Origin of the sequence: Sorangium sp. So ce836 (assembly GCF_028553905.1) — a bacterium.
Lineage (GTDB): Bacteria > Myxococcota_A > Polyangia > Polyangiales > Polyangiaceae > Sorangium > Sorangium cellulosum_D.
On the sequence record NZ_CP102233.1, the window covers coordinates 463,272 to 484,367 of the forward strand.

Below are 21,096 nucleotides of genomic sequence, written 5' to 3' on the forward strand. Positions count from 1 at the left end.
ATGGCTGGAACGCGCCGCTCGACCGCTCGCAACCAGTCACGGCGGTCGGGCACCGCGCTTGTAACGGAGAATACCTGGATGGGAATCTCGAAGATGGGGCTGCTATGGGCGTGCGGGGTCGGAGCGGCCCTGTTCGCCGGGGGGTGCTCGGATGCCGAGGAGGAGAGCCCGGAGCGCCTCGACGAAGTTTCACAATCGCTCGCCCTGGCGGATCGGCTCGATCAATGCGCGCAGGATCCGCGCGTGGTCGCCGGGCTCGTTTCGCAGGACATCTGCGCGGGCGCGGGGGTCTTCTTCCACGAGACGTTCGAGGGCAACGGCCGCACCTGCGGTACCTGCCACCCCGTGGCCAACAACACGACGCTCGACGTGCAGTTCATCAGGGCCCTGGACCAGACCAACCCCGATGACCCGCTCTTCGTCTTCAGGGAGGTGCCGGAGCTCGCCGAGCTCGAGACCTCGGACCTCCTGGACGACGCGGGCATCCTCGAGAACGTGGACGGCTTCATCGATCCGACGCACCGGTTCGTCTCGCGCGGGGTGAACCACGTGCTTTCGCTGAGCACCAGCATCCGGGCGGATTCGGGGGACGGCACGACGAATCCGCCGGTGGAGCGGACGGGCTGGGGCGGGGACGGATCGAGCGACGGCACGCTGCGCGGCTTCCTCAAGGACGCGGTCACCCAGCATTTTCCGAAGCGCCTCGCCCGCGAGCCGGGCGTCGATTTCCGCTTGCCGACGCCGGAAGAAGAGGACGTGACCCTGGCCTTCCAGCTCAGCCTGGGCCGGCTGAACGAGCTCGATCTGGCGAGCGTTCGCATGTTCGATGTGGAGGCGGAGGACGGCCGGCAAGCGTTCATGGATCCGGACCGCGGGCGGTGCAACGTGTGCCACCACAACGCCGGCGCGAACTTCCAGGACACGGGCAACAACCGCAACTTCGACACCGGCACGCGCAACAGGGGGTCGTCGCTGAACGGGGGCAGCTTCGAGGGCGAGTTCCTCGCGGACGGCGGCTTCGGCGGGCGAGACCTGCCAGCGCCCAATTTCGATGCCACGGGTATCGGTTTCGCCAATTCGTTCGGCAACGGCACCTTCAACCCGCCGCCCCTGATCGAGGCCGCGGACACGCCGCCCTTCTTCCACAACAACCTGCAGATCAACGACAGGGCGGATCCGGGCATCAACGATGCCGTCACGTTCTACGCCTCGACGCCGTTCAACTTGTCGCCTGCCGCCCAGGAGCTCGAGCAGCGCTTCGGGACCCCGCTCAACCTCGCGCCGCTCGACGCGAACGCCATCGCTCGTTTCTTGCGCGCGCTGAACGCCGCCTTCAACGTCGACATCGCGAAGCAACGGCTGGACGCGGCGCGGGTGCTCGTCGACAGCTTCGCGAACACGCGCGCCGACGTGCAGCAGAGGCTGATGGAGCTCGCCCGCGTCGAGATCGACGATGCCATCGAGGTGATGGCGCCGATGGCGCTGTATCCCGCTGCGTCGCAGCAGCTCGACCTCGCGCGCACCGAGATCGCCCAGGGCGTCGCGGCCAGCTCGGCGGTGGAGCGCCGCAACCGCATCGTGAACGCCGTCGCGCGCGTGGCGACCGCCCGGGCCCAGTTCGGGCAGAACATCACGTTCGTGCTCGGCCAGGGTAACCTGATGTACTGAGCGCGGCAGGGCTCGCCGGGCGCGCCGCGCGCCCGGTGTTCGGCTGAGCGGCGCCGGGGGCGGTCACGAGAAGAGCATCTCGACGCCGAGGGCCGTCATGAACCTGAGCTGGCGCGCGCCCGCGGGGCAGCCGCTGGGCATCGAGCTCGACGGCCTCCGGCTGCTCTGAGCCCGGACGCCCGGGGAGGGCGAGCGCTCTCACTTCCAGTGTCGCTGTGACCGGATCTTTTTCGAAGGAGCATGTCACCTGCGGCGGACGGCGGGCTGCGGAACCTGGGTCGTGGCGGGCTGCGGAACCTGGAGCGGAATAACCTGGGTCAGCCTCGGAGGATGGGGACAGCTTCGCGGGATGGCGGGGTGGGGCCGCTTGGGGGGATGATGGGCTCTACATCCGCCATGGCGCCGCCACCCCCATACGCAAAGGGATCATCGCACTTCCCGCCAATTTCGCGTGCGTGTGACGGTACGGATTGTGCTGGCAGGAGCCGCATGTCCGCTCCTCGGAGACTCATTGCCGGCGCCACCTACCTGGTGACGAGGCGCTGCACACAACGGCAGATGATGCTGCGGCCCTCCGTGGAGACGAACCAGGTGTTCCTCTACTGTCTCGCGGTGGCCGCCGAACGCACCGGCATCGAGCTCCACGCCTTCGTCGTCATGTCCAATCACTGGCACGCTGTGTTGACCGATCCAGAGGCCCGCCTGCCCCAGTTCCTGCAGCTCCTCCACCGGCTCGTCGCGAGCTGCATGAATGCATACCTGAGTCGAACCGAGAACTTCTGGTCGGCGGAGCACGCGAGCGTCGTCGCGCTCGAGGGCGCTGAGGACGTGCTTGACAAGATCGCGTACGTCATCACCAACCCGACCGCCGCGGGCCTCGTGCGGTCTCCCGAGGAGTGGCCGGGAGCGATCACCACAAGGCTCGGCGAGCGCCACGTCGCGGCGATGCCTGAGGTCTACTTCCGCCGGCACGGCGCCAGGCTGCCCGAGCGGGCGCGCATCGACTGCACCGTGCCGCCCGTCCTCCGCGAGCTGGACGCGGAGACCATCGATCGACGCCTTCGCGTACTCGTTGCGCGCAACGTTCGGCGGGCACGATCGAAGGTCCGCGAGAGCGGCGGCACGTTCCTCGGCGCCGACGGGGCGCGGGCGATGTCACCTTGGCAGCGGGCGGCCACACCGGAGCCGCTCCGCCGTCGCCGGCCGACTGTCAGGGTGAGCGATCCCCACGATCGCAAGGCAGCCATCGCGAGGCTCCGCGCCTTTCGGAGCATGTACCGGAGGGCGCTGAGTCGCTGGAGAAGCGGCGATCGAACAACACGCTTTCCAGAGGGCACCTACATGATGCGTGTGTTCCACGGCGCCTGCTGCGACCCCCCGTCGTAGCGACGGTCACCAGGCGTAGTACTCAGGAACCGGCCGTATATCGCGACCAGAGCGCGGCGCACTGCCTACGGAACAGTCAACGACGCGATGGCCTGCGGCGCGGCGGTCAGAGGCGCGCTGCCGGTTCCAGGTCGACGCAGCCGAGCCGTGATAGACGCTCGGTAGCGCCGCGCTGCGCGACTGCTCGTGCGGGCTCCGGCGCTCCCCGACGTCTCGTGCAAGCCGTCGGGGAAGTACTAGAGCACCGATCAGGTTGATTTTGTGACAATCCCCGGCGCTTCGATGGAAGGCTCGACCGTCTCGCCGGGCCATGATCTCGTCCGCGGCCGGAGGTTCACGGATGGAACGATGGTCGCCGCCGGTGGAGCTGTCGCGGCAGGAGCAGTCGCTGATGAAGCGGCTGACACGCGTGAGAGCCCTGTTCGGCTTTCTCAGGCTGCACCGGCACGAGCTGTTTGATGAGACGTTCCAGGAGCAGCTGGAGGGCATGTACCGGATGACGGGGGCAGGCGAGCCGCCGCATCCGCCGGCGCTGATGTGCATGGTCACGCTGCTCCAGGGCTACGTCGGCGCATCCGATGCCGAGGCGGTGGAGCTGTCCGTCGTCGACCTGCGCTGGCAGATGGTGCTCGGCTGTCTGGGTGCGGCCACGCCTCCGTTCTCGCAGGGCGCGCTGCAGGCGTTCCGGGAGCGGATGGTAGCGCACGAGATGGACCGAGTGCTGCTGGAGCGGACCGTGGCGCTCGTTCGGTCCGGCGCGATGACGGAGGGCGAGAGGCGTGCGGTGTCCAAAGCGCTGCGCGTGGCCATCGACAGCCGCCCTTTAGCGGGGGCCGGGCGGGTTGAGGACACGATCAACCTGCTCGGCCATGCTGCGCGCAGCATCGTCGGCGTCGTGTCGAAGATCACCGGGCGTCCTGCCGAGGAGATCTGCCGCAAGGCGGGCATCCCGCTGCTTCTGGCGCCCAGCATCAAGGCCGGGCTCGACCTCGACTGGAGCGACCCGAAGCAGAAAGCGGCGGCGGTCCAGATCCTGGAGCGGCAGGTCTCGTCGCTGCAGCAGTGGGTGGACCGGCATCTGGACGACGTCGTCGAGCAGCCACTTCGCACCTATCTTGATGCGCTCACACAGGTTCGAAACCAGGACCTGGAAACAGCCGAGGATGGCACGATTCGCATCCGGCAAGGCGTTGCGCCCGACCGCCGTGTCTCCATTGAGGATGTCGAGATGCGCCACGGCCGCAAAAGCCGCTCGAAGCGGTTCGACGGCTACAAGGAACACATCGCACGCGACCTTGACCTTCCCGTCATCGTCGCCTGCGCCGTCACACCAGCGAATCGGCCTGAAGAAGAGGGCGCCGCGCCGCTCGCCGAGGACGTCCAGCATCAGGGGCTACGTCTGGTCGAGCTTCACATCGATCGCGCCTACGTGAACAGCCCGGTCGTTGACGACGTGCTCCGCGCGGGCGGCCAGGTGTTCTCGAAACCTTGGGGCCAGCGGGCTCGCAGCCCCGGTTTGTTCAGCAAGCGCGACTTCAAGATCGACCTGCGCGCCAAGACGATCACGTGTCCGGCAGGACAGGTCGAGGTATTCGAACCGGGCGACACGGTCGAGTTTGATCCTGAGGAGTGCGGCGCGTGCCCTCTGCGAGCTAAGTGCACCCAGGCCGCTTCCGGACGAGGTCGGACGGTATCGATCGCCAAGGACGAAGCCCTGCAGCGCAAGTTCCGGAAGCTGCAGCAGACCGGGCCGGGGCGCGAGGTGCTCCGGCAGCGGACAGCTGTGGAGCATGCGCTCGCCCACATCGCAGCGCGGAAAGGACACAGCGCGCGCTACATCGGCGCCAGGAGAAACCTGTTCGACCTCCGCCGCGCAGCGGCGATCCAAAACCTCGAAGCGGCCCAGCGGCTGATGCAGGAGGCGGCGTAAACCATTGGAATTAGATGGTTTTCAACATGTTCGGCGCTCTAGCCTGGGTTCGATTCACGTTGCCTGGGTTCGACTCACGTTGGCGATCGCGCGCCAGGTCGCGGCCGAGAGGTCGTCGTCGATCTGGCTCGTGTGCGCGGACGTCGCGTTCTCGGGTCTCGCGCGGCCGGAGCTCGACCCGCGCGCGGCTGCGTGGGGCCCCACGTATTTCGGTGTGCGGATTGGCCGCGCGCCCTAGCTGGCGCGCTTAGATATGCACGCTGGCCGACGCCGGCGAGCCGTCAGAGGCAATCGACGAGACCGTCGTAAATCGACCTGTCCGTCCCGGGGAGCGCGGTGTCGATCGACCGAGCTCCCGGCGCCGAGAGCGCCGCCACGAGGTCGACCACGGCGGTATCCGGGGCGACAGGCACCTCGCAGAGGAAGATCCTGGCGTCCACCTCCACATCGCCCGTGGAAGGCAGGACCTCCTCGTTGCTCGCAGCGAGGACCCACACACAGCGGCCTATCGTCGCGGCGTGCTCCTCGACGGAGCAGCGGAATCGCAGCGGCTTGTAATTGCTGTACTCGCCTTCGCAGAAGGTGTCGCCGCACACGGCGTCGAAATCGTCGTCCAGATCGCGGAGCAGCGCGTACCAGGCGTCGATCTCGGCCGAGCTCGCGAAGTATGACCCCGCGTCGATGAAGCTCTGCGCGCCGGTCGAGCCGGCCGGAGCCCCGGTGCCGCCTGGTTGCGGAGCGGCGTCCTCCGGTGGCTGCGGGACGGCGCCGTGCGCGGCGGAGCAGGCGAGCGCGAGAACCGGGAGAAGCGTGCACAGGGAGTGACGAACCAACATGCGTGCCTCCATCGAGCGCGACGCGCGGCGCCGGCTCGAGTTATCGCCGCTGCCGGGCCTCCGCGCTGCCCCGCGACGGCGAGGCAGCGCGAGGTCGGACCTCGCGGCGTTTCGGAGGCGCTCTTTGCGAGCGGCGTGCCTAGGCTTTTTGCCGCATTTCGAAGGCCGCTCCGCTCTCCGGGGCCTGGCGGCCGCCAGGCGCACCGCCAGGTCCGCCACCTCGGAGCGAAGCTACCCGCGCGCCGCGAGCCCCCGCCGCCCCCATTCCCTGTACGTCTCCACCCACCGCAAGAGCTCCTCGCACGACGTGCCGTGCTGCGCGGCGACCGGCTCCGCCTCGCCGCCGCCCAGGTAAGCGAGCACCGCAGCCTCCATCTCCCGCGGATCCCGCGGCGCCCTCGACGCTGCGGCTCCAGCGGCCGCGCTCCCCTGCGGCGCGGCCCCGCGGACGGCGACAGCGACTCCCGGTGGGACGCGCGCGACGGGCAGCCGCGCCGCCGGATCGCCGAGCAGCACGTACGCCGACAGATCCTGCCGCTGCATCCACAAATCCGCCCGCCTGGCCCTCCGCGCGCCGTCGTCGGCGCCGCCGGGCGAGGCTGCGTCCTTCTCGTACATCGCCGTGAGGTTCCGGTCGATCTCGCCGAAGAAGCTCGCGATCTCGTGGTGCACCACCCCGAAGCGGTGGCCGTTCACCGCCGACCGCAGCGCCTCCTGGAAGCGCTCGTGCCGGGGCCGCGGGGCCCCGCCGCCGGCCGTCGCGATGCCGTCCTGGAAGCTCCACGTCCAGCTCAGGTCCACGTGGCCGATCACCCCGAGCGGCCCGTCGGGGTTGGCGAGCGCCTGCTGGGGCAGCGCGGCCACGAACGGCCGTTCCCCCTCCCGGGGCAGCGCCGAGAGCACGCCCTGCGCGTGGCCGTCGTGGAGCCCCAGGGCCGCGAGCTGCTCCAGCCACGGAAGGTAGGTGCTCCGCGCGGGCGTGCCTCCGCCGAAGCACGCGAAGAACAGCCACAGGCCGCCGGGCAGGAACTTCCGGCCCCGGAGATCCTTCGCCGCGATCCGATCGTTGCTCCGGCTGATTTTCATCGCCCCCTGCAGCCGGCGCTGCTCTTCGGGCGAGGCCCAGCGCCCGCTCGCGGGCAGGCCCAGGCCGTGGCTCATCGAGAACAGCAGCCCGGCCTCGGCGCGCTCGGCCCGCGCCAGCAGGTCGTGCGCGTGATCCAGGAGATCGTCGTCCGAGAAGCGGCCCTCGCCGCCGCCGATCTCGATGAGGTCTGCGGCGGGGAACCTGCCTTTCCGCCGCAGCGCCTCTGCGGCCGAGCGGAGCGGCTTCATCAGGTGCTCGTGCCCCTCGGCGATCGCGCCGGTGCCGTCCCGCGCCGTGTAGAGGATCGCGGGCGCGCCCCGGGCGAACTCCTCCTCGCCCTGCCGCTCCCAGCGGAGCAGCTTGGCCACGTACGCCTCGTAGGCCCGCTCGTCGATGTCGCCCCGCTCGTCGGTGAACGCGAGCCGGCCGACGAACGCCTCGCCGCCAAGCATCTGCTGGAGCTCCCACGAGACGAGGTCCGGGCCGCCGAGGATGAGGAGATAGCGGGGCAGGTCGGTGGCCTGGCGGCCGACCTCATCCCGGTAGTCCTGGCCGATCCAGCGGCTCGCCGCCTCGGCATCCATGCCGGGTTCGACCTCGTAGATCTTAACCTGGGCATGCTGATCCTCGCGCCGCTTGTCCCGGAGCGGGGCGATCCGGTCGACGAGACGCCTGCCGGCGTCGCCGCGGGGCACGACCAGGCCCCAGCGCTGCGCGGGCAGCGCGTCGGGCAGGCCGCTGCGCTCGGCCAGGTGGGTGGGCTTGCGCGACCGCGCCGCCGGCCTCGGTGGCGCGTCGACCGCGTCCTGCGGCAGACCGCCGGAGAGCACAGGCTCCTGGGTGTCGGCGTGGGCGAGGAAGAGGTGGAGGGGCATGGGGTCAGGGGCGCGGGGCGGCGGGCGCTCCGGGGGTACGGCCGTGGGATCGCTCGCAGGCCTCGTGCTGCGCGCGGGCCTCGGCCTCGCTCTCTCCGGCGTAGAGCGCGCGCATCTCGGGCGGCAAGCAGGAAGGGGTCGCCTCCTGGAGCCGCCGCCGCAGGCCGCGGAGGGTGACGGGCCACAGGCGCGCGCTGCCGTCCTCGGAGACCGTGACCACGCGCTCGCCGTCGAGGCTGAACTTCGCGCCGCGGAGGGGGGCCGCGTGCCCTCGGAGCTCGAGGACCTCGCCCGGGCGCTCGAGCTCCCAGACCAGCGCCCGAGCGTCGCTCGAGGCGGTGACGAGGCGCCCGCCATCCGGGCTGAACGCCGCGGAGGTGACCACGCCCGTGTGCCGCTTGAGCTCGAGGACCTCGCCCGGGCCGTCGAGCGTCCAGACCCTCACGGTCGCCTCGGACGCCACCGTGACGACGCGCTCCCCATCCGGGCTGAACGCCGCGTCATAAACCGGGGCGGTATGCCCCCTGAGCTCGCGGGACCTCGCCGGGTCGTCGAGCTCCCAGACCCGCGCCGTGCGATCCTCGGACGTGGTGACGAGGCGCTTGCCATCCGGGCTGAACGCCGCGGAGGTGACCGTGCCCGCGTGCCCCTTGAGCTCGCGAGACCGGCCCGATCCGTCGAGCTCCCAGACCCGCGCGGTTCCGTCGCGCGACGTGGTGACGAGGCGCTTGCCGTCGGGGCTGAACGCCGCGGCGTAGATGCTGCCCGTGTGCCCCTCGAGGTCGACGAATTTCCCCGAGCCGTCGAGCTCCCAGATCCGCACGATCATCCCCGTGGGGTGGGGGTCGGTGACGAGGCGCCTGCCATCCGGGCTGAACGCCGCGACGTGCGCGGGCCCCGCGAGCTGCAGCGCCGCGCCCGCGCCATCGAGCTCAAGCACGTGGACCGCGTCCAGCCCGACCAACACCGCGACGCGCCGGCGATCCGGGCTGAACGTCGCGAGGCGAGCCATCACGGGGAACGCCTTGGTCATGAGGATCTTGCCCGCGCCGCCGAGCTCCCGGACCTGCACCTCGTTGTCGTGGCGGCCCGTGACGACCAGGCACGCTCCGTCCGCGCGGAACGCCGCGGCGTGGATCACGAGCCCCGGCGGCGTCCTCCAGGGCGCCGTGGTCGAGAGCGCGTCGAGCGCGAGCTGGGCGAAGCCGCGCGCCCGCTCCGGCGCCGCGACCTCGAGCAGCAGCTCGCTCACCCGCGCCGGCTGATCGCGCGAGGCGAGCTCCCGCACCCCGGCCATCAGCGCCGCGTCCCGCGCCTCGATCGTCCTTTGCCTGGCCTCCTCCGCGGCGCGCTCGGCCGCCATCGCCGCCTCGGTCGCCGCCGTGCTCTTCGACCACGCCACGGACGCCAGCACGCCCATCACCACGGCAAGGATGCCGGCCGCGATCCCCGCCGCCCACGCCCGCCACCGCCGCCGCGCCTCGGCCTCCTTGCTGCGCGCGATGAGCGACAGCGCGCCGGGCTCGATCTCGTGCTCGTGGCGGCTGAGGAGCTCCTGCGCGGCGGCGAGCCGCTTGCCCTCGAGCAGGTGATCGTACGCGCTCGCCTCGGCCGTCCACGCCGCGAGCAGCTCGAGATCCGCGGTCATCTTCCGGTCCTCGCTCACCCAGCCGCGCAGCCGGCCCCAGCTCCGGATGAGCTGCTCGTGGGCGATCTCGGCGCTCCGCTCCTCGTCGCCGCCGACGACCACGAGCCGCTCGGCGGCGAGCAGGGCGAGCACCTCGTCGAACACCGCGGCCTCGGCGTCGGGCCCGCGGCGCAGCTCCTCCAGCCGGCGCCGCCGCCGGGTGTTCAGGGCGGCGTCGTCGCGCGCGTCGACCAGCTGGACCAGGAGGCGGCGCGCGGCGCGCCGGCGGACCTCGTCGAGCCCGTCGAGGATCGCGTCGGCCCTCCGGGCGAGCGCGCCCGTGACGCCGCCGAGCCGCTCGTACTCCTCGCGGGCGAGCCGCCGGCCCCTCCTTCGCTTCCACAGCTCGTCGAGCGTGTACTCGAGCAGGGGCAGCGCGCCCGGCTCGTCCCCCGCGTCGTCGACCAGCTGCGCCGCGAGCCCCTCGTCGAGGGCGAGGCCCACCTGGGCCGCGGGCCGCTCGATGATCTCCGCGAGATCGTCCCGCCGCATCCGCCGCACGAAGATCCGGTGCGCCTCATCGTAGGCCACCTGCTCCAGGTCGGGCTCGCCGTCGCCGAGCCGGAGCTCGCCGCAGCGACCGAGGAAGTCGACGCGCAGCGTGGCGATCACGCTGACGCCGGAGGCGGCGTCCCCCGCGAGCCGCCAGAGCTCGCGGAGGAAACCCTCGCGCGTGGTCTTGTCCGGTAAGATGGTGAAAATCTCTTCGAACTGATCGACGACGAGCAGGAGCGGCGCCGCGGGATCTTGTCGCGCGGCGAGGGCCTGCGCGAGGCGCTCGCGAAAGTCGGGGGTCGGCCGCAGGGCCGGCGGAGCGATCCACCGCGGGTCGCGCGCCTTGAGCGCCGGGACGACGCCGGCCAGCACCAGCGAGGATTTGCCGGTGCCCGAGGCGCCGGTGACGATCAGGAAGCGCCGCGCCGCGCGGTCCGTCGCTTCGACGAGCCGCATCAGGTCCGAGACCGCCTCCTCGATCTCCGCCTGCCGGCCGTGGAAGTAGCGCGCGTGCTCGCGCTGGAAGGCGAGCAGGCCCCGGTAGGGGCGGAGCACAACCGGCCGGTGGTCCGGCCCGTCGGCGGCGCGGACGTAGAGCTGCAGGGAGGCCCAGTCGACGCCGCCCGCGTCGGCCGCGAGCGCGGCGAGGCGCTCGCGCGCCGCGACGAACGCGCCCTCGAGTGAGCCGTGCGCGACGAGGAGCTCCCGGTAGAGCGCCTCCGTGAGCGCGCCGGCGCCGTCCCACGACAGCGGGTAGCGCGACGCGACCACCGCGGGGATGCCGGCGCGGTGGAGCGCGAGGGCGACGCTGCCGAGGCGGCTGTCGATCTCGCCGGCGTCGCCGCCGTGGCAGGCGCAGAGCACGACGAGCCGCAGCACGCCCGCGTGCGGCCGGAGCTTGTCGGCGAGCCGCTCGGCCTCGACCACCTCGTAGCCGGCGCCGTCCGTGGTCCGGAGGCGCAGCCCGTAGGCGGCGCGCTCCGACGCCACCGAGCCGCCGTGGCATACGAGGTGCAATATGTGCACCGGGGCGTGCGCCGCGAGGGCCTCGCCGAGCGTCCGCAGCGACGCGTCGCCGAGCTCGATCACGCTGCCGCCTCCGTCCGGGTGGCCGCCGTCGCGGTAGGCGCCGCGGATGGAGGCGATCTGCTCCTCGTGGGGGACGCCCATCCCGCTCGCGGACCAGGCGACGAGGATTCGCCCGTGCTCGGGCGGCGGATCCGGCGCCCGCGGCGCTGTCGCGCTGCCCGGCCACGCGTACCGGATCAGGCAATGCGGCAGCTTGCCGAGGCGCGCGCCGGACGGGAGCTCCACGGCCTCCCACGGCAGCGCGAACAGCTCGGCCGCGCCGAGCTCGAGGGTCACCTGGACCGGATGGCGCGGGTCCTCGAGCAGCCGCTCGTCGGCGTCCCACCCGAGGCGCCCCAGGAAGCGGCGGAGGCGAGCTCCCAGGTTAGGGAGCCGCCCCGGATCCGGCGTCGGGCTGCGGAGGTCGAGGAGGTCGGCGAAGACCCCCTCGTCCCACGCGAAATGCGCGTCCGCCGAGGTGCCGTCGGCGCGGGTGCGGAGATACCCGACGGTGCCGTGGCGACCGGGACCGTAAGGAAAGGAGAAGGGATCGCCCGCGTCCTCGGTGCGCGCGAGGTGGACCTCGATCTCGCGCGGCCCGCGCAGGGGATCCCCGGCGGCGCTCTCGGCGCGCGCGTCGCCCGCGCTTCCGGTGCGCTCCCCGCCGGCGCTCACGGCGCGAGCCTCCGGAACCGCTCGAGCAGCGCCGGGAACGAGGGGGACCGCACCGCGCCGTGCACGTACGCGAGCAGCGCCTCGCGCGCCTCCACCAGCCGCTCCAGCGCGCCCACCACCTCGACTTCGTCCGCGAGCACCGCCTCCGCGAGCGAGCGCCGCGCGTCGAGCACGTCGAGGATCGCGCGCCGGCTCGTCGCGACGCGCACCGCCGCCGCCACCTCCTCGCCCGCGCCCGCCGCGCGCACCTGCGGCGCGCCGCCGTCCGCCTCGACCGCGAAGCGCTCGCCGTCGACCCGGATCGCCACCGGCCGGCCGGCGAGCCGCGCGCTCACCCGCGCGTGGGCCTCCGGCAGCTCGGCGGCGAGCGCCGCGAGCGACTCGGCGAGCAGGCGCGCCACCGGGCCCCGATCATCCGTCGCGGAGGAACTCGAAGACACCTGGGCCCTCCATGGCCACCTCTACCCCGCGGACGCGCCCTGAGAGCGCCGTTCGCCCGCTCACCTCGTTGAGCACCGTCACCGCCTCGAGCTCGCGCTCGCTCGGCATCACAACCTGGGCCACGGCGTCCGGCGCGAAGCGCAGGCGGAGCTCGTCCCCGTCGCCGCGCGCGACGACCTCCATCCGGCGCGGCACGTCGCTTGCTAGGCCGGGGGCGAGCAGCGCCATCACCCGCGGCACCCGGAGCGGCCGCCCCACGTCGAAGCAGCCGTCGTACGCGACGCGGATCTCCTCGTCCCGGAAGACCCGCAGCGGCTCGCCTTCCCGCCACAGGAACAGGCCCTGGTAGCGCGCCGCCGACCGGCCGCGGTCGGTCATCCGCACGTGCACGACGCTCCACGCGTTCGCGGGATCCCAGGGCAGCGCCGAGCCCCACTCCCACGAGAAATCGTCGCCCCAGAGGAAGTGGCCCCAGTTGTGATCGTGGTACGCGGGCGCGGCCTCCACGCGGCGGGTCACGCCGCCGGCCGTGATGGTGCCGCGCGCGACCAGGCGCGGCACGAACAGCCACGAGAGGCTCCGCTCGGGGGAGAGCGGCTGGTTCGCCGAGAGCGCCGGGGTGGTGGTCGGCACGAGCTCGAGCTCGGCGGCGAGGGGGCGGTCGCGGAGCGCGATCGAGAGCAGGTAGCGCCCTCGATCGAACCGCAGCCAGCTCTCCCCGAAGCGCGCGTCGATGCGGCCCGAGACCACCTCGACCTCGCCGTCCGCGAAGCGATCGACGCCGCCGTCCCACGCGTCCGTGCGCGCCAGCGCGATGAGGCGCGCGACCTCGGCGCGCCGCGGGTCCGGCGCCCAGCGATCGTCGACCAGGTTGAAGTTGACGAGCAGGTGGGCGCCCTCGGTGTGGACGAGGAAGTGCTGCCACTCCTTGTGATCCGCTCGCCCGCGGAGCCGCGCGGGGGAGCGCCGGAAGTAGTCGGTGGCGGCGAGCGTCGCCGAGACGCGCGGCGCCGGGGAGGGGAAGGGGAGCGCGGCGGTCACCGGAGCAGGCTCCGGAGCCCGCGAACGGCCGCCGCGGGATCGGGGGCGCCGCGGTCCTCCCGGCGCGCCCCTTCCCGGCGCACCTGCTCCCGGCGTGCCTCCCGCAGCGGAACGAGCTCCGCGAAGAGGGTGCGCCGCACCGAGATCGCGCCGAGCAGCAGGTAGATCAGCGCGTGGCTACGGGCGTCCGTCGCGGCGCCCTCCGGGGACGCCGCCGCGCCTGTCCGCGGCTCCATCGCCCTGGGCGGCGGCTCCACCGACCCCGGCTCCACCGACCCAGGTTGCGGCGCCGGCGTGCCCACCACCGACCCAGGTTGCGGCGCCGGCGGCGGCGCCGGCGCGCCCGCCACCGACCCAGGTTGCGGCGCCGGCGTGCCCGCCACCGACCCAGGTTGCGGCGCCGGCGCGCCCGCCACCGACCCAGGTTGCGGCGCCGGCGTGCCCGCCACCGACCCAGGTTGCGGCGCCGGCGTGCCGGGCGCGCCGAGCAGCCGGTCGAGCCGGCGCGCGAAGGAGACCAGCCCGAGGAGTAGGTGGAGGGGCACGTTGCCCTCCGCGGACGCGTCCCGGACGCTATCGAGCAGCGCCAAGCGGATCTCCTTTCGTCGCATCGTAAAGCCCACGGAGCGCGGCCTCGAGGTCGGGCGATCGCGCCGCCCGCAGCAGCGCCTCGAGGTACGCCGACGGGAGGATCGCGTCCGGATCGTCCTCGAGCATGTTCATCCCGACCGCGTCCCAGACCTGCCGGCCCCGGCGGACCAGGTCCGACCCCGCGAGGGCCGCGGCCCACTCCGCCCCCTCGGGCGTCGCGGCGAACCGCCGCCCCTCCGCGATCAGCGCCGCGAACGCGGCCTGCGCGGCGACCGGATGCTTCAGCACGAGCAGCTGCGCCCGGCGCAAGATCGCCGGGAGCGCCCCCGCGCCCTCGCCCCCCTCGCCCCCCTCGCCCGGCCCGGCGGCGGCCGGCGCGAGCAGGCGCTCGAAGAGCAGGTCCTGGAGGCGCCTCGACTCCTCGTAGATCATCGCCTGGAGCCGGATCAGATCGAAGAGGGCGGGCCGCTCGCGGGCGCCGCCGTCCTCGGCGGGCGGCGCGGGGTACAGCGCGGGCAGCATCCGGAGCAGGTCGATCATCGTTCGTTCACCTCACGCGCTCGAGCACGTACTGGATCAGGCTCTGGAGCAGATCGCGGTGGACCCCGGGCAGGAGCCACGCCGCGCAGCCGTCGAAGGCGCGCTGGGCCTCGCCCGCCCAGGCGCTCGCCACGGCCCGAGCGTGGTCGATGCTGCCGGTTCGCTCGATCAGCGCTCGCAAGAAGCGCACCTCGTCCGGCGTCTTGACGCGGGCCCCCGCTTCGGCCGCCGACCCGTGCCGGGGCAGCGCCAGGATCCGGAGCGCCTCGGCGCGATCCTCGGCCGCCGCGTGGCGCAGGGCATGCAGCAGGATCAGCGTTCGCTTCCCTTCCCAGAGGTCGCCGCCGATCTCCTTACCGTACTCGCCCACGTCGCCGGCGAGGTTCAGGATGTCGTCCTGGATCTGGAACGCGACGCCGAGCCGCCGCGCGAAGCTCGAGAGCGCCTCGATCCGGCCTGGATCGAGCCGCGCCGCGATCGCCCCGATCGCGATCGGGGTGATGAAGCTGTACCAGCACGTCTTCTGCTCGACCATCGTGACATAGTCCTCATCGGCCAGGTCCCACGCTGCCCGCCGGACCCAGTCGAGCTCCATGGCCTGCCCCTCCACGGACTCGCGCGTCATCCGCGCCACGGCCTGCAGGATGCGCAGCGCGGGGCCGAGGCCGAGCGTCTCGATGTTGTCGAGGAGCGGCTGGAGCGAGAGGGCGAGCATGGCGTCGCCCACGTTCACCGCGACCGGCACGCCGTACGCGCGGTGCAGCGTCGGCCCGCCGCGGCGCAGGAGCGACTCGTCCTCGATGTCGTCGTGGATGAGGAAGGCGTTGTGGTAGAGCTCGAGCACCGCCGCCGAGCGCAGCACCGCCTCGAGCTTCCCGCCGAGGGCGCGGCAGGCCGCGATGCACAGCGCTGGGCGGAGGCCCTTGGCCTCCCGCAGCGGGTAGTCGAGCATGAGATCGTAGAGCGCCGCCCCGCGGCGCGGATCGGCGGGGATGATCCGGCGGATCTCGGCCGTCACGAGCTCGCGGCATTCGTCGAGGTAAAGGTGCAGCTCCGCCGGCGTCATCGCGTCCCGGGTTCGGCGCCGCCGTCGCCCGCGCCGTCCCCCGGATCCGTCCATTCTGGAGGGCGCCGAGCACGGGCGTCAACGCGCCGGCGCCCCCTCCGCCAGCGGCCGACGCGCGCACGCGCGCGCCGGCGCTGCGGCGCCTCGTCCCCCGGGATCCCCACCGGGCCGGCGCTCAAGGGGAGCCGTCCGGCCCCAGGACCCAGCGGCCGCGCTCGGCTGCTGGCTGTAAATATCAAGCCTCATCGTAATGAAACCATCTCCGCAGCAACATTGCCACCATGCGGTCGAGCGGAGGGGCACCAGGAGACGCCAGCAAAATCATGTGAAGGCTTGTCCGCCGTGGCGGCATCCAGTCCGGTGAGCTGCCCGGAATCGGGCGGAGGGCTGTCGCTCGTGTGCTCTGGGCCGACGCGCGTCTCCCTGGCTGCCTGCCGACCGCGCTTCGTTCCCTCGAGCCAACGACAAACCATCTCATCCTGACGAGGGCCTGCACATGCACATGAAGTTTGGCTTGAGGAAACCCGGACATCAGGGCGCTGCCACAGCATCGCTCATCGGCGCGGCCACGTTGGCCATCGCTGCTCGCGTTTCAGCGATGTTCCGGGCGAAGCGCGGGCCAGCGCCGTGGAAGCGGGCTGGGCGGCGTGCGGTCGACTGACTAGCTCCGCGTCGTTCAGGAGGCGGAGGCCTCGACGAGCCGCCCGGCCCTCGGCCCACCCTCTTCCAGATCCAGAGAGCGCTTGAGGCGCCGCTCGACGAAGCGCACATCCGCGCCGAGGCGCGAGCTCACGCGCAGGATTCCCTGGTAGAGCGCGCCCGACGCCGCTCAGTGAACCTCCGGTGGCGTTCTGAAGAGAAGTTCGCCTCCGGACATGAACGATCCTCACGAGTCCGGGAACAGAGCTCCGAAATCGAACGGCGCCCTTCAATCCACATGGCGACGCCCGGCGCGAGCCGCGGGCGAGCGCTGGTGATCCGGGGACGCCCGCACACGACCAGGAGCTGATCATGAAAGCCATCGACCATCACGTCACTTCTCCGAGAACGCAGGGCGCCGGCGCGGCAGCGACGTGCTTGCGAGGGGTGTTCTCGATGATCCTCGTCTCGTCGCTGCTCGGCGCCTCGCCCCTGCTCGCGGGCTGCTCCGACGCCGACGGCACCCCGGCGAGCACGGACGCCGCGAGCGGCACGGGCGGCGGGGGCGCCACGAGCGGCGCCGGCGGCGATGAGACCGGCGGCGGCGGCGAAGACGCCGGCGGCGGCGGCGGCAGACCGTCGGGCGAGTGCGCCGGTGACTCCACGATCGAGGCCAACACCGATCCGAACGATCCCGTCCAGCAAGCCATGGACCGCCTGATCCGCGACGACAAGTTCCCCGCCGTGCTCGTCGCCGTCCGCGATCTGGAGGGGAAGACCCGTCACTACACGGCCGGCGTCGGCGACCTGGAGACCCAGGCGAAGGTGCCTGTCGACGGGCAGGTGCGCATCGGGAGCAACAGCAAGCCCTTCACCGCCGTCGTCGTCTTGCAGCTCGTCGGCGAGGGCAAGATCGACCTCGACGCGCCGATCGAGACGTACCTGCCGGACCTGATCCGCGGCGAGGGGATCGACGGCCGCGAGATCACGGTCCGGCACCTGCTGCAGCACACGAGCGGGCTGCCCGATTTCGTCGGGCTGCTCCTGGGCGACGACCTCTTCAACGCCATTCGCACCTACGTCCAGCCCCGCGCTCTGCTCGATCTGGCGCTGACGCAGCCCGGGAAAGCTCCCGGCACCGAATGGGCGTACAGCAACACCAACTACATCATCGCTGGCCTGCTCGTCGAGAAGGTCACCGGCCGCCCTCTGGCCGAGGAGATCACGCGCCGGATCATCGATCGCGTCGGGCTGCGCGACACCTACGTTCCCGGAGTCGGCGAGCAGGACATCCGGGGGTGCCATCCCAGGGGCTATCACGCGAACCTCGGCGAGCCGCTGCGCGACGTCACCGAGCTGGACCCGTCCATCGCCGGGGCCTCCGGAAACATGATCTCCACCCCGAGCGACATGAACCGTTTCTTCACCGCCCTGCTCGGCGGCGAGCTCCTCGATCCGGCGGAGCTCGAGGAGATGCGCGCCACCGTGGACGCATCCGACCAGTGGCCCGGCTACCGGTACGGCCTCGGCCTGAGCAGCCTCCCGCTGCGCTGCGGCGGCGTCCTCTGGGGCCACGGCGGCGACATCCCCGGCTACGAGACCAGCGGCGGCGTGGCCGAGGACGGCCGCGCCGTCACCGTCGCCGTCACGGCGCTGCCCTCCGCCGTGCCCAGCGTGCAAACCCGCGAGCAGGCGTACGCCGTGTACGCCAACGTCCTCGCGCTCGCCGACACCGCCCTGTGCGACTGAGCCCCGGGCGCGCCCATGCGCGGGTGATCACGACAGCCGCACTGGCACGCTCCACAGCGGCGCATCGAAGAGAAAATCGTATCGAGGCATGAACGATCCTCTCGAGTCCGGGAACAGAGTCACGAAATCGAACGGCGCTCTCCCATGAACGCAGCGAGGCCAGGCGCGCCAGCCGCCGGCTCGCCGCAGCGAGCCGAGGGCGCCCGCACCCAACAGGAGCCAACCATGAAGTCCATGCACCATCGTTCCACCTCTCCGAGAACCCATGTCGCCGGCGCCGCTGCGAGGCGCTTGCGCGATGTCTTCTCGATGGCCCTCCTCGCGGCGCTGCTCGGCTCCTCGGCCCTCCTCGCGGGCTGCGACGACGACGAGGCCCCGGCGAACATCGACGCCACGAGCAGCACGGGCGGCGAGGGCGGCAGCGACGGCGATGGCGGCAAGGGCGGCAGCGGCGATGAGGGCGGCAGCGACGGCGATGGCGGCGAGGGCGGCAGCGGCGGTGATGACACCCCGTCGGGCGAGTGCTCCGACGGCTCCACGAACGGCGCCAACACCGATCCTGACGACCCGGTGCAGCAGGTCATGGACAGCATGGTGAGCGACCGCAAGTACCCCGCCGTCCTGGCCGCCGTCGTCGACCCCGACGGGAACACCCACCACTACGCCGCCGGTTTCGCCGACCTGGAGACGCAGGCGAAGGTGCCCGTCGACGGGCTGGTGCGCTTCGGAAGCAACAGCAAGACCTTCACCGCCGTGGTCGTCCTGCAGCTCGTCGGCGAAGGCAAGGTCGACCTCGACGCGCCGGTCGAGACGTACCTGCCGGACCTGGTCCGCGGCGAGGGCATCGACGGCCGCGAGATCACGGTCCGGCAGCTGCTCCAGCACACGAGCGGGCTGCCCGACTACGATGACGTGCTCCTGGCCGAGGGCGTCTTCAAGATCCAGCACACCTACTTCGACCCCTACACCCTGCTCGACATGGGGCTGTCGCAGCCGGGGAAGGCCCCCGGCACCGAGTGGGCGTACAGCAACACCAACTACGTCCTCGCCGGCTTGATCATCGAGAAGGTCACCGGCCGCCCGCTGAACGAGGAGATCTCGCGCCGGATCATCGACCGCATCGGGCTGCGCGACACCTATCTCCCCGAGGTCGGGGAGCAGGACATCCGGGGGTGCCATGTGAAGGGCTATCACACGGACGTGCCCCGTGAGCCGCTGCAGGACGTCACCGAGCTGGACACGTCGTGGGGGTGGGCCGCCGGACAGGTGATCGGGACCCCGAGCGACCTCAACCGCTTCTTTGCCGCCCTCTTCGGCGGCGAGCTGCTCGATCCGGCGCAGCTCGAGGAGATGCGCACCACCGTCGACGCCCCCGGCATGTGGCCCGGCGCCCAGTACGGGCTCGGCGTGGTCAGCACCCCGCTGAGCTGCGGCGGCGTCGTCTGGGGCCACGGCGGCGACATCCCCGGCTACCACACCCGCGGCGGCGTCACCGAGGACGGCCGCGCCGTCACCGTCGCCGTCACGGTGCTGCCGTACTTCCTGTATGGCGAAGAGGGCGCCGAGGAGGCCTACATGGAGATCCTCGACCTCGTCGACACCGCCCTGTGCGAGTGATGAGCCCGCGCCGCCGGCGCGGGCGGCACCCCCGGGTTTTCGCCGGCGCTCAACCCTGCTTGCGCGGCGCCTTGAGCGAGAGCTTCAGCAGCACGTCGTCGCGGATCAGGTCGTCCTGCTTGCCCGGATAGACGATCCCGAAATCCTTCCGGTTGATCACGAACTCTGCGTTCCCCGAGACGGCGTCCGCGCCCTCGGAGAGGGTCGCGGGGAAGGTGATGGTCTTCTTCACCCCGTGCAGATCGAGCTCGCCGGTGATGGTGTGCGTCGCGCCGTTGTCCCCGCCGGCCTTGATCTCGGTCGAGGTGAAGGTCGCCTTCGGGAACTTCTCGACATCGAAGAAATCCGCCGACTTGAGGTGGCCGTCGAGCTTCTCCGCGTCGGTCTTCACCGACGTGGTGTCGGCCTCGATGCTGAGCTTGCCGCCCGCGGCCTTGCCGCCGGCGAGCGTGATCGAGCCCGAGATCTTCTCGAATTTGCCCTCGTGCTTGCCGGTGACCTTCGAGCCGACGAAGCCGATGGTCGACGCGGCCGCGTCGATGGGGAACGTCTCGGCGGCGCCCGTGGGCGCGGCCGCCTGCGTCTGCGCCGGCGCGGCGGACGAGACGGTCGCCTTGGGCTTGTCCTTCGTCGGATCCTCGCAGCCCGCGAGCGAGAGCAGGAGAGCGGCGGGGAGCGCGAGGCGAACGATGCGGGGGGTGATCATGAGAGACATTCTCCTTGTCGGTCAGCCAAACTGCACAGAACGCTTCGTGAACGAGCCATAGGTGAGCCCCGTGATGGGGAACACCGCAGCCTCGCTCACGTCGATCGACGCCCCGAGGGCGGCGACGACCGGTACGAAATGCTCGTGCGTCGGGAGCGCCATCTTCACCCCCGGCGCGCGCCTGCGGTAATCGAGCAGCGCGTCCACGTCCCGGCGCCCGAGGACCTCGGCGCACCAGGCATCGAACTCCGTGGCCCAGGGCTGCGCGACCGCATCACCACGCCAGTCTGCCGCGCGCAGGTTATGGGTCAAGAAACCGCTGCCGATCAGCAGCACCCCCTCGTCGCGCAGCGGCGCGAGCGCTCGCCCCATCTCGAGGAGCGGGGCTGGAGAAAGCGTCGGTAACGAGACCTGGAGCACCGGTATGTCCGCGTCCGGGTACATGCAGAGGAGCGGCACATAGGCCCCGTGATCGAGGCCCCGGCGCGGATCCTCGGCGACCGGCCCGACGCGGCCGAGCAGCTCCCGGACGCGCCGCGCGAGCGCGGGGGCGCCGGGCGCGGGGTACGTCACGCGGTAGTACTTCTCGGGGAAGTTGTAGAAGTCGTAGACGAGGGGCACGGTCTCGGTGGCCCCGAGGGTGACCGGCGCGTCGACCCAGTGGGCCGAGAGCATCAAGATCGCCTTGGGGCGCGGCATCGCCTGCGCCCAGGCGTGGAGCTCGGCCACCCACGCGCGATCGTCGAGCAAGAACGGAGAGCCGTGCGCGAGGAAGAGGGCCGGCATGCGCCCGGCGTGGGCCTTGTCGTGGGTCTCGGACATGGTACCTCCCTCGGTCGCGATCGACGTCGCGCCGGTTGTCGGAGCCGAGCTCGATGCCGTCGGCGTCGAGCGCCCGCAGGCGCCCGCGATGGGCGCGGCCCCGCCCGCGGCGAGGAGGAGCTTCAGCGCGGCCCGGCGATCCATGAGCGAACCCTAGGTCGTTTCCGGGAATGGTAC

Annotated in this window: 15 protein-coding genes; 5 read left to right on the forward strand and 10 right to left on the reverse strand. The window is 72.0% G+C overall.

From position 1 onward, the window contains the following. The first annotated feature begins 78 nt into the window (after positions 1–78). The 3 genes from NQZ70_RS01760 to NQZ70_RS01770 all read left to right on the forward strand — a co-directional run bounded on the left by NQZ70_RS01760 (position 79) and on the right by NQZ70_RS01770 (position 4,984). Positions 79–1,668, forward strand: coding sequence for a hypothetical protein (locus NQZ70_RS01760; RefSeq protein WP_129572669.1), 1,590 nt, complete (start codon positions 79–81; stop codon positions 1,666–1,668). 576 nt (positions 1,669–2,244) lie between these two features. Continuing rightward, on the forward strand, positions 2,245–3,054 hold the full coding sequence (locus tag NQZ70_RS01765) for a hypothetical protein (RefSeq protein WP_237244918.1): 810 nt from the start codon (positions 2,245–2,247) through the stop codon (positions 3,052–3,054). 340 nt (positions 3,055–3,394) lie between these two features. Then, positions 3,395–4,984: an IS1182 family transposase gene (locus NQZ70_RS01770; RefSeq protein WP_129572542.1), complete on the forward strand. Its 1,590-nt coding sequence runs from the start codon at positions 3,395–3,397 to the stop codon at positions 4,982–4,984. A gap of 281 nt (positions 4,985–5,265) precedes the next feature. Here the strand turns inward: NQZ70_RS01770 and NQZ70_RS01775 are convergent, their stop codons facing one another. From NQZ70_RS01775 to NQZ70_RS01810, 8 genes are all read right to left on the reverse strand, one after another. Beyond that, a complete protein-coding gene (locus NQZ70_RS01775; protein ID WP_129572671.1) occupies positions 5,266–5,820 on the reverse strand; it encodes a hypothetical protein in 555 nt (184 codons plus the stop codon). A 231-nt stretch (positions 5,821–6,051) separates the two neighbouring features. After that, complete coding sequence (locus NQZ70_RS01780) at positions 6,052–7,782, reverse strand: hypothetical protein (RefSeq protein WP_129572672.1); 1,731 nt, start codon at positions 7,780–7,782, stop codon at positions 6,052–6,054. A 4-nt stretch (positions 7,783–7,786) separates the two neighbouring features. After that, complete coding sequence (locus tag NQZ70_RS01785) at positions 7,787–11,707, reverse strand: CHAT domain-containing protein (protein ID WP_129572673.1); 3,921 nt, start codon at positions 11,705–11,707, stop codon at positions 7,787–7,789. Beyond that, positions 11,704–12,108, reverse strand: a complete 405-nt coding sequence (locus NQZ70_RS01790) for a sterol-binding-like protein (RefSeq protein WP_165373750.1) — start codon at positions 12,106–12,108, stop codon at positions 11,704–11,706. Before NQZ70_RS01790 ends, NQZ70_RS01785 begins: the two co-directional genes overlap by 4 nt. A gap of 10 nt (positions 12,109–12,118) precedes the next feature. Continuing rightward, entirely contained in the window at positions 12,119–13,189 is a 1,071-nt protein-coding gene (locus NQZ70_RS01795) for a hypothetical protein (RefSeq protein ID WP_129572675.1), read from the reverse strand. After that, on the reverse strand, positions 13,186–13,779 hold the full coding sequence (locus NQZ70_RS01800) for a hypothetical protein (protein ID WP_129572676.1): 594 nt from the start codon (positions 13,777–13,779) through the stop codon (positions 13,186–13,188). The genes NQZ70_RS01795 and NQZ70_RS01800 overlap by 4 nt, the downstream gene beginning before the upstream one ends. Next, positions 13,763–14,320: a hypothetical protein gene (locus NQZ70_RS01805; RefSeq protein ID WP_272827595.1), complete on the reverse strand. Its 558-nt coding sequence runs from the start codon at positions 14,318–14,320 to the stop codon at positions 13,763–13,765. The genes NQZ70_RS01800 and NQZ70_RS01805 overlap by 17 nt, the downstream gene beginning before the upstream one ends. A gap of 7 nt (positions 14,321–14,327) precedes the next feature. Next, positions 14,328–15,386 (reverse strand): polyprenyl synthetase family protein, encoded by a 1,059-nt coding sequence (locus NQZ70_RS01810; protein WP_129572677.1) that lies wholly within the window; start codon positions 15,384–15,386, stop codon positions 14,328–14,330. Between the two features lie 1,011 nt (positions 15,387–16,397). Here NQZ70_RS01810 and NQZ70_RS01815 point away from each other — a divergent pair. Beyond that, complete coding sequence (locus NQZ70_RS01815) at positions 16,398–17,774, forward strand: serine hydrolase (RefSeq protein ID WP_207217716.1); 1,377 nt, start codon at positions 16,398–16,400, stop codon at positions 17,772–17,774. 225 nt (positions 17,775–17,999) lie between these two features. Beyond that, a complete protein-coding gene (locus NQZ70_RS01820) occupies positions 18,000–19,391 on the forward strand; it encodes a serine hydrolase (protein WP_129572679.1) in 1,392 nt (463 codons plus the stop codon). A gap of 49 nt (positions 19,392–19,440) precedes the next feature. On the opposite strand, the gene NQZ70_RS01825 is transcribed toward NQZ70_RS01820, so the two are convergent. Beyond that, positions 19,441–20,097, reverse strand: a complete 657-nt coding sequence (locus tag NQZ70_RS01825; protein WP_129572680.1) for a YceI family protein — start codon at positions 20,095–20,097, stop codon at positions 19,441–19,443. A 21-nt stretch (positions 20,098–20,118) separates the two neighbouring features. Beyond that, positions 20,119–21,063 (reverse strand): dioxygenase, encoded by a 945-nt coding sequence (locus tag NQZ70_RS01830; protein ID WP_129572681.1) that lies wholly within the window; start codon positions 21,061–21,063, stop codon positions 20,119–20,121. Positions 21,064–21,096 lie beyond the last annotated feature (33 nt).